This is a genomic window from Cerasicoccus arenae, from assembly GCF_014651635.1.
Lineage (GTDB): Bacteria > Verrucomicrobiota > Verrucomicrobiia > Opitutales > Cerasicoccaceae > Cerasicoccus > Cerasicoccus arenae.
Window position 1 is genome coordinate 63,578 of record NZ_BMXG01000022.1, and the last position, 9,605, is coordinate 73,182.

Annotated in this window: 8 protein-coding genes; 1 reads left to right on the plus strand and 7 read right to left on the minus strand. The window is 50.3% G+C overall.

From position 1 onward, the window contains the following. Positions 1 to 10 precede the first annotated feature (10 nt). The 5 genes from IE065_RS15025 to IE065_RS15045 form a co-directional block, all read right to left on the minus strand. Positions 11 to 391, minus strand: coding sequence for a hypothetical protein (locus tag IE065_RS15025; protein WP_189516569.1), 381 nt, complete (start codon positions 389 to 391; stop codon positions 11 to 13). Between the two features lie 39 nt (positions 392 to 430). Continuing rightward, complete coding sequence (locus IE065_RS15030; protein WP_189516571.1) at positions 431 to 1,435, minus strand: alpha-E domain-containing protein; 1,005 nt, start codon at positions 1,433 to 1,435, stop codon at positions 431 to 433. Between the two features lie 120 nt (positions 1,436 to 1,555). Further along, on the minus strand, positions 1,556 to 3,007 hold the full coding sequence (locus IE065_RS15035; protein WP_189516573.1) for a circularly permuted type 2 ATP-grasp protein: 1,452 nt from the start codon (positions 3,005 to 3,007) through the stop codon (positions 1,556 to 1,558). 70 nt (positions 3,008 to 3,077) lie between these two features. After that, a complete protein-coding gene (cydB, locus tag IE065_RS15040; RefSeq protein WP_189516575.1) occupies positions 3,078 to 4,097 on the minus strand; it encodes a cytochrome d ubiquinol oxidase subunit II in 1,020 nt (339 codons plus the stop codon). 3 nt (positions 4,098 to 4,100) lie between these two features. Further along, positions 4,101 to 5,750 carry a cytochrome ubiquinol oxidase subunit I gene (locus IE065_RS15045; protein WP_189516577.1) on the minus strand — a complete coding sequence of 550 codons (1,650 nt, stop codon included), beginning with the start codon at positions 5,748 to 5,750 and terminating at the stop codon, positions 4,101 to 4,103. A 179-nt stretch (positions 5,751 to 5,929) separates the two neighbouring features. On the opposite strand from IE065_RS15045, the gene IE065_RS15050 reads away from it, so the two are divergent. Then, complete coding sequence (locus IE065_RS15050; protein WP_189516579.1) at positions 5,930 to 6,694, plus strand: inositol monophosphatase family protein; 765 nt, start codon at positions 5,930 to 5,932, stop codon at positions 6,692 to 6,694. Positions 6,695 to 6,750: 56 nt separating this feature from the next. On the opposite strand, the gene IE065_RS15055 is transcribed toward IE065_RS15050, so the two are convergent. Both IE065_RS15055 and IE065_RS15060 read right to left on the minus strand, forming a co-directional pair. Continuing rightward, positions 6,751 to 8,784, minus strand: coding sequence for a hypothetical protein (locus IE065_RS15055; RefSeq protein ID WP_189516580.1), 2,034 nt, complete (start codon positions 8,782 to 8,784; stop codon positions 6,751 to 6,753). Between the two features lie 623 nt (positions 8,785 to 9,407). Continuing rightward, a partial coding sequence (locus IE065_RS15060) for a PEP-CTERM sorting domain-containing protein (RefSeq protein WP_189516581.1) occupies positions 9,408 to 9,605 on the minus strand: 198 nt, incomplete at its 5' end.

Here is a 9,605-nt window from a genome sequence, read left to right on the forward strand (position 1 = left end):
CGCGAGATCCTTAGACCTCGAAGGCCTCTTGATGGCTTACACGCTGCTCCATCTTGTTGATTTCACGTTGGATATGAGCAACAAAGAGCTCGCTGGCACCGACTGCCTGTCGGTCCAGTTCGTCCGCTTTTTGCAAGCGCCGCAGGTGGGCGGTTTCTTCTTCCAGGCGGATTTGAAGGACGTCGAGAACTACTCGGTATACGGCGATTTCATCGTTTGCTGGCGGCTCATATTTCTGCATCAACGCAGCGGCCTTACTCCGATAGTATTCGGCCTCAATCTGATAATGCTCGACGACTTCGTCGCTGGTGCGGCCTTCGCGCAAGCTACCTCCATCTGCAGAGGCGGAAGATAGTGAAAGCATGATGGACAGCGCTGTGGATCGAATCATCAGGATTGAGACCCTTGGCACCCACCAATGTTCCTGTGTCTACTGCTGCTGTTGCTGCTGCTGGATTTCCTCTGCGAGGTCGACAGGCTTTTGGAACATATAGGCTTGGTAGGTGGCTCCGCCAATCTCATTGAGACGTTCCTGACAGTTGTCGAGCCACTCGTGCATGCCGTAGTTGATGACATCTTGCACATTGGAAAAAGTCAGATCAGAGAGTAACTTACCGGCAAGCTTTTCCGCGTCGTTGGAGTATTTGCTCAGTGGGCAGCCCGAGACATTATGAAGGCGGGCGTTGAGCTCCTGCACGCAGTAACGGATCGAGCGCGGGAAATTCTCGGAGAAAATCAGGAACTCGGCCACGTGCACTGGATCAATATTCGCTAAATACTGTGCATGATAAGCGTCATAGGCGCTGGCAGCGCGGAGCAGAGCTATCCATTGCGCGGCGTCCTCGGCTCCACCAACATCCTGAGGGCTTGGAAGCAGAATGTGGTATTTAATGTCGAGCATGCGCGTCGCCTTATCCGCCCGCTCAATGTAGCGACCAAACTGAAGAAAGTCGTAGCATTCATCGCGGGGGAGGGTGGCCGCAGTTAGCCCTTGGAATCGGAGGGAGTAGTCCTTAATGCGGTCGTAGAACTCATAAGCGCCAGAGTCCCAAACGTTTTGAGCGTCGTTGGACTTGAGGAATAAATAGCAATTGTTGAGCGTTTCCCAGAGCTCGGAGGAAATCTGGTCACGAACCATGCGGGCGTTTTCCCGAGCACCTGAGATACATCCGATAACAGAATTCGGATTGCTCTTATTGAAGGTCAAAAAATCGGTGACAGTTTGACTATTGGCCTCTTCATAAAGTTCGTAAAATTTTTCCTCATCACCAGTGGAGCGAATAACGGGGTCCCAGTGTTCTCTGAGTTTAATGTCATCAAGGTCTTGAAAATCCAGCAGAAGCTGCAAGTTAACTTCCATCAGGCGGGCAAGATTATCCGCCCGTTCGATGTAGCGGGCGAGCCAGTATAGAGAATCAGCGACGCGAGAGAGCATATTTTTAAAGTTCGGAGTTCGAGAATTCGTAAGGTCGGTCAGTTCTTAGGTGATTTGATTGGTTGCAGCCTGAAGGTTAACTTGTGAGCTTACAAACTGGCCAATCTTCGGACTTATTCTTTAGTCATTGCCGTAAAGGACCCAGGTATCTTTGGAGCCACCGCCTTGTGAGGAGTTCACCACCAGTGAACCGCGATTGAGGGCGACACGGGTTAGGCCACCCGGTACGATGGAGATGTCGTCTGGGCCACTGTAGAGTATGTATGGGCGGAAGTCGATGTGTCGGCCTTCGAACTGTTCAGTTTCAGGCGTCCACGTGGGGTGACGCGAAAGTGAGATGGGCGACTGCGCAATGAAGTTGCGTGGGTTTTTCTCGATGGCGACGCGGAAGCGTTCGATCTCATCTTTTTCAGCCCAAGGGCCCATGAGCATACCGTAGCCCCCGGCTTCATTCGCGGATTTGACCACGAGCTTGTCCAAGTTGGCCAAAATGTGCTTCCTGTCCTTTTCCTCGGAGGCTAGATAGGTTTCTACTTGGTCGAGGATTGGTTCTTCGCCCAAGTAATACTTTATCATCTTAGGCACGAAATAATACATGACCTTGTCATCCGCCACGCCGGTACCAATTGAATTGGCGAGGGCGACATTGCCAGCACGTACGGCGTTGACCAAGCCCGGGACGCCGAGCATGGAGTCCGGTCGGAAGACGCTCGGATCGATGTAATCGTCGTCAATGCGACGATAGAGCACATCAACTTGTTGCAGTCCCTTGGTCGTACGCATGTAGACTTTAAAGTCGCGAACGAGTAGGTCGCGGCCTTCGACAATTTCTACACCCATCTGACGAGCTAGGAAACAGTGCTCGAAATAGGCACTATTATAGACCCCCGGAGTTAGGACACAAACCGTTGGGTTATCTTGACCACGCGGCGCGATATTACGCAGCATTTTAAGCAATCGGTCCGCATAATTTTCTACTGCGCGGACGCCAGCATTGGGAAACAGATTCGGGAAGGCGCGACGCATTGCCTGGCGATTTTCCAACACGTAGGAAACGCCAGACGGGCATCGCCCGTTGTCTTCCAATACTAGGTAGCGGCCGTCCTTGTCGCGGATCAAGTCGGACCCACAAATGTGGATATAAATATCTTTGGGAACATCGGAGCCGACGAATTCACGGCGGAAATGCTTGGCCGAAAGCACATAGGAGGGGGGGATTACGCCATCCTTCAGAATCTTCTGTTCGTGATAAATATCATGCAGGAAGCAGTTTAGTGCGACGATACGCTGCTTAAGGCCCCGCTCCAAAAAGGCCCATTCATCATGCGGGATGATGCGCGGCATCAAGTCAAACGGAAATATCCGCTCCGTGCCTTGGTCGTCGCTGTATACGGTGAAGGTCACCCCAGCACGCAGGAAAAGCAAGTCGACAGCCTGTTGTTTTTGCTCGAATTCTTTGAGGTTGAGCGACTGGAGGCGCTCCATTACTTTTTGATAGTGCGGCCGGACTACGCCCGGTGCGCTAAACATTTCGTCAAAGAAGTTGTCTGTTTGATAAGCGCTGAGATCCATAGAGTATTTGAGCAGTAGCAGTTTATGTGCCCCATGTAAACCGAATGTCGGAAGGAGGGCTACTTCGTGTTCAGTAGCTTTCTTCGGTGATCTTTACTTTTCCGCGAAAGATATAATACACACAGGCGGTGTAGGTCAATACGATGGGCACTCCGATGATCGCCACCCACAGCATGAAGTTCAATGTCTTGTCGGTCGATGATCCATTGTAGATATTGAGGCTGTTTTCGACGTTTGGATTGGAGAAGATCATGTTCGGAAAAACACTCGCTCCAAACAGCATCATCAGAAAGGCCATTTGCGCACAGGAGAAAAAGAATGCGCGGGCCTCTCGGCCTTTGTGCACTTCACGCGGTATAGCGCCCACAGCAAGCACGGCCAGTAGCGCAAGAAAGCCCAACAACAGCGCCCGATCATGCAGTGCCTGCTCGATATGCTTGCAGGAATACATCGTCCAGAAATTGAAGACCAGAAAGCAAAAAACATATATCGGAATCGTAATCTTGATCCATTTACGCAACTTGGCTTGGAATTCGCCCTCGGTTTTCAGGATCAGGTAGATATTGCCGTGCATGGCGAACAGCGCGACAGTGGTTATCCCAAGGAATATGGAATAGGGGTGAATCAGCGTTAGGAAGTTCCCCGTGAACTCGAAGTGTTTATCGAGCGGAATCCCCCAAGTGATGTTACCCATTGCCACACCGATCAGGAATGCCGACAAAAAACTGCCAGAGGCAAAAGCAATGTCCCAACTCTTACGCCAGATTGGGCTCTTTTCCTTGCTTCGGAATTCAATCGCGACCGCTCGGAAGATCAGTGCGCAGAGCAGAAGCATGAAGGCGTCGTAGAATCCAGAGAAGGCCGTGGCATAGACTTCTGGGAACGCTGCGAACAACGCCCCCCCCCCCGTCACTAGCCAGACTTCGTTACCATCCCAGACGGGCCCAATGGCATTTAGCCCGATACGGCGATCTTCGTCTTTTTTGGAGAATAGGTGTAGTATGCCCACACCAAGGTCAAACCCATCGAGCATGACATAGCCCGTGAACAGAATGCCAACAAGGATGAACCAGATTGAATTTACATCCATGGCTTAGGCGTTCGGTTTGTCGACATCAGTCGGGTTAGTTTGGCGGCCACCTTTAAGCGCGAGTGGGCGCCATTTTTCGGGGAGGATTTCAATGGATTCATCGTCCTTAGGACCATGTTGAATCTTTTTGGTTAGCGTATAAATGAACACCAGGAAGAGCAACGTATAGATAAAGAAGAACATAATCAGCGAGCTCAGGACTTGCCCGGCTTTAACTGCCTTCGATAAGCCTTCACTGGTCTTCAAAATTTCGTAGACGACCCAAGGTTGCCGACCCATCTCAGCAGTAAACCATCCAGCCTGATTCGCAATCTGCGGCATAAAGACCGATAGCACGAGGAGCCATAAGAACCACTGAACCCATTTGATGTCCGTTTTCCACAAATATCCGGTTTTCCATAGCGCACAGCCCATTAGGGAAATACCTATTAGCCCCATGCCCATGGCGATCATGATGTGGTAGGTCTGGAAAACAACGGGGACTTGAGGCCAGTATTTGGGGCGAAGAGTTTGGAGATCTTCCTTGGTCGCTTCAGGGTGCCGTTCCAGCAGAAATTCGTCGCTCGGCAACTGATCGAGGCCTTTGACCTCCGTCTCACTGGCTTTCAGCGGATGGAGGAAGTCGCCGCTCACGAGAATACTGAGCAGGCCTTTGATTTTATAGGCACTTTCGTTGATGCCGATGATTTCACCTTCCGCATTACGTTCCCATCCAACCCAACCGACGATACCGAGCGGTGCCTCGGTGGTTGTCTCGTAGAGGCCCTCAATTGCGGCTAGTTTAGTTGGTTGATTATCTGCTACGCCACGAGCGGTGGAGTCGGCGCTGGCGAGCTGGAGCAGTGAGGCAATGGTTCCAATGGCCAGCCCGAACTTGAGCGAAGTTTTGGCAAATTGAACGTGCCGTTTCTTGATCAGGTAATACGCACTGATGCTTACGACGAGGAATGCACCTGCAAGCCAGCATCCGATTACCGTATGGCAAATTCGATCTACTGTGGAGGGGTTCATAACCATTTCCCAGAAGCTATCCACCACCGCACGAATAGATGTCAGGTCATCCTCTTTGAGAATGTAGCCCTCTGGCAGCGCGATTTCCTTAATGCGGTAAGGTATATCGCCCAAATCGGTGTCGTATGCATGTTGCACGCCATCGTAGGTTTCCTTGACTTTCTTGGCTAGGTGGAATCCAGCAGGCGTTTGCATCCAAGAGTTGGCGACAAGAATCCAGATTGCGGAAAAATGCGCGCCTAGGCAGACCATACAGGTTGCAAAAAAATGTGTGCGTGGTCCGACCTTATCCCAGCCAAACAGAAGGATCGCCAAGAAACCAGACTCTAGAAAGAAGGCATAGAGCCCTTCAATCGCGAGTGGGCTACCGAAGACATCTCCCACGAAACGGGAGTAGGTTGCCCAGTTTGTCCCAAATTCGAACTCCATCACAATGCCGGTCGCGACGCCAATAGCGAACGTGAGCCCGAAGACACGTGTCCAGAAGCGAGCCATATTGTGGTAAACTGGGTTCCGAGTCTTCAGCCAGAAGGCTTGCATAAAGACCAACTGCAAACCCAGCCCGATGCTCAAAGGCGGGTAAATGTAGTGGAACGCAATTGTGAAGGCGAATTGGATTCGCGAAAGTATTTCGACATCCATGCAGACTCGGGATTAAAGCCGCTTCCGCGTCGAACTCACGCTTAAAGCGAAATAATTTTTTTAAAACTGTGTGACGGAGTTCGGTTTAAGGCCAACTTATGCAGCATAATAGCAGATCAGGAGGGCAAAACAAATAAATCGACTCGCCCGCCGTCCATGCGGCAGACTCAATCGAAATCATGAATGCCGAACCCGATTATCTTCGTATTGCAACAGAAGCCGCCCGTGCCGCCGGGGCTATTCTCAAGGAAGGTGCTGGCTTGCGATATGTCAATTTTCAGGATTCCAAGGATGTAAAGCTCAAGGCCGATGTTGAGTCGGAAAAGCTTATTCGTCAAATGCTGACGGCCGCCACTGGCTTGCCAATCATTGGTGAGGAGGAGGGGGGGGATGAGTCTCTGCCTAGCAAGAGTGAGCTTTACTGGGTCGTCGATCCACTCGACGGAACCTACAACTACCTTCGTGGTTTGCCGACCTGTTGCGTGAGCATTGGCCTAATGCGTGGTATGGAGCCCGTTGTGGGCGTGGTTTACGATTTCAATGCCGAGGAATTATTTGCGGGTGCTGTCGGCTGGGGGCTGACCTGCAATGGCCAGCCGCTTACCCCGTGGTGGCCGGAGAAGGTCGAACATGCTGTCCTCGTGACCGGTTTTCCGGCGGGCCGGGATTACGGTGATCGCGCACTCCGCCAGTTTGTCAGCGAAATTCAGCGTTTTCAGAAAATTCGTATGATCGGCAGCGCCGCACTCGCATTGGCCTACGTTGCTATTGGGCGGATGGACGCCTACACCGAGGAAACAATTCGCTTGTGGGATATTGCCGGGGGGCTAGCCCTAGCAGCCGCCAGCGGTGCAGTAGTCTCGGCGAAGCCGTCTAAGAACGATAAGCCTTTCTCCTACGACGTCTGGGTCACTGGGCGCCGGGAATGGCAGCCCAGCGACTGAGGAGACTGGGGGGGCTATGTTGTAGCTTTATCCTAGAATATAGAAATTCGCGATTTCTATAACAATTCGATAGCAATCGGACTTTGCGTGTCGAAATCGTTGAAAATTACCCAATTCCCATCAGGGCTAAAATGTGGATGTGGATGATAGGGGTGCTGATCGCGACTGCCTCGATAGAGAAAGCTAGCTTGTCCGGTGGATAAATCAATCAGCAGGACATCACAGGGAGGTTCGCCGGGAGTTACGATTGAATCGACAAGGGCATACGTACCAGTTTGATTGATATTGCAGTGCCAGTATCGATCCGAGCTGCTCAGCATGTTGAAATCCCCTTGGAATGAGACTTCGCCGAGGCCCCCTCCGGCCGTGCTACCGCGATACGCGACAAAGATAGTGGCTTCTTTGTGAAATACTGCTCTCTCATGGCCAATATCATAAGAAGTGCCATCGGGGCCTAATTGGTTCCACAGCTGCGCGCAGTTTGGTGCATCTACCGGATTATGTGCCCAAATTCGGTCACGGTATTCACTTGGGTGTCCTCCAGAGTGACCAAACATAACCCAGTTCTCATCATAAGGGGAAAAATGGACGTGATTCATCACCTCATCAAAGGTCAGTGTGAGATCAATCGCTCCGCTATTCTCAAGGTCAAAAATGGTTACGGTGTGTTGGTCGAGACTGACGGCGTTAATATTGGTAACTGCAAACCTGCCATCTGTGGTAATGTCTGGACAGTCCGTCAGGCTCCAGATTCCGGATGTCGAGCCAGCATCGTAAGCAATCCATGGTTCCTCAATGCCATTCAGGTCGATAACATGAAGCTTGTTTCTTATGGTGGTAATCAGCTTTCCGTTAGAGGAGACGCTATAGTACATTTTTAAGGGCGCATTGAAGTTGTAGAGTAACTGCGAAGTTCCATTATCCATATCCCAGTGTATGGCTTTTCCGTATTGAGGGAAGGCACCCTCAATGATGACAGCATGGTGGGAGTCCGGCCAAAATCCATTTGTATGGGTGTAGGTGAAATACGTGTTCGTTGGACCGTATTGGATTCTCTTTATGAGTGGTGCTTGATCGCTGGCGTAAAAGAGTAAGTTGAAGTCTGCTGAAGAAACAGGAAATGAGCTGCTCATTGATATTTCAGTAGTCGGTTGAGCGCCTCGCCCATCGGCATAAGTTAGGCTGCGGGCACCAGTTTCAGATCTTGCGACCACGAGAACGTTACCGCCAATTATTTCAACGGGTCGCAGGTTGAATCCGTATGAACCTCCGTATTCAAGGTCTAAAGGTGTGTTCAACTGAAATTCGAGGACACGGTTTGGGCTTACATCCTCTAGTTTAATCGTGTATTCTTGGGAGTGTAGTAAGCTTTCGATGACCGGAGTTTCTGAAGTCGCATCATCAAGCTCATATATATCGAGTGCGTAATCTTGTGATTGGTTGAACATTAGTCCCGCACCGCCGTTCTGGTTTTCAGCTAAAGTAATGCCCAACGTCCTTAATTGAAGTGCAGGGCTAGCGTTCGTTACAAAGCAGAGAAAATCTATATCAATGGAAGCAATCGGATAGTTCACATCTAGTACGCCGGGAATCGCATTTTGAGCGCCTCCACCTAGAGCTATCGTATCTTCACCGTTGGTAGATTTTGCTAGAACAAGCACGTTGCCGCCCTTAATATCAGTTGGTCTGAGATTGAAGCCATAAGTGCCAGCATCCAGATAGACAGGACCATCGAATTCCAAGTAGATGACATTGTTTGCTTGAACAATACTAGCCGGCATTGTGAATAATTCCGTGTGGATCGTAGAAAGAATTGTTTGGCTGCCAGAGCCGGCCGAAGACAGTTCTTGTATATCAATAGCGTATGACTGATTTCGTGTGTAATTCAGTCCAGGCCCGCCATTTTGGTTGGGGGCTAATTGAAAGCCAAAACCTGTAACGTATCCACCCTGCCAAGTGATGCTTTGGAGTATGCTACGGAAATTTGCTTCACTGGTCCATCTTGCAGTGATGCCGTTCGAATCTATATCATCCTCAATGTCGCTGGCGGACCAGCTAACTCTGGACTGTTCCAATGGAATGCTATCCATTGTGTAAAGTCGGGGCCCTGCCTTATGGTGTCGAATGCCGCCCCAGACAAAGGTCTGAGAAAGGCTTCTGTAATTTGAAGCAGATGTCCATCGGGCCGTAATGCCGTTATTTTGAACATTCGTGCTCATTGAGGTCTCGTCCCACGTAACACGGGCGTTGGGGAGGGGGAACGATTTGAGACTGATTGGCGTGTCTATTCCGCTTAATGTAAAGTGGAAGAAGAATAGCGAAATAAATACACTGTATAATAATCTATTCATGGAGCAACGAGGGGGTTGGGTATGTTGTGTTTCGGGGATATATTCACATGCACGGCTGTGCCTGTTGTTTCTTTTATCTATTTAGGACGAGAGTGATTAGTTGAGTTCGATAATTTGAAGCGTTGATTCCAAATAGGGCCAATGGCTGTTAATCTCGATGCACAGATTGGTCTATCCAGTTTGCCCATGAAGAAAGCGAAGCAATCAACTAGGTATTCAGGCGCATAGGTTACCTTTGGCTTGCACATCTGTGTGCTAGGCCTTGGCTTGATCAACGTCCTATAAGTCAGCTATAATCGTGGATCGTGTGGATCAATTGGGGAAGTGAGAGCAGAAGGGGCAGGGGGTAATCTCTTTAAGCGTTATTGTTTTCTGCGAACATATACAAGAGTGCCAATGCTCCCGGCGATTAACAAAGCGAATAGTGAAGGCTCAGGAATTACGGCAACATCAGCAAATGTATCTCCGACTCGGAATTCGTCGAAACTAAATGTCTTTGATTCAGCGGCACCGGAATTGATCAGGCCCGAGCGAATGCGCTGGATGCTGAAATCACCGGA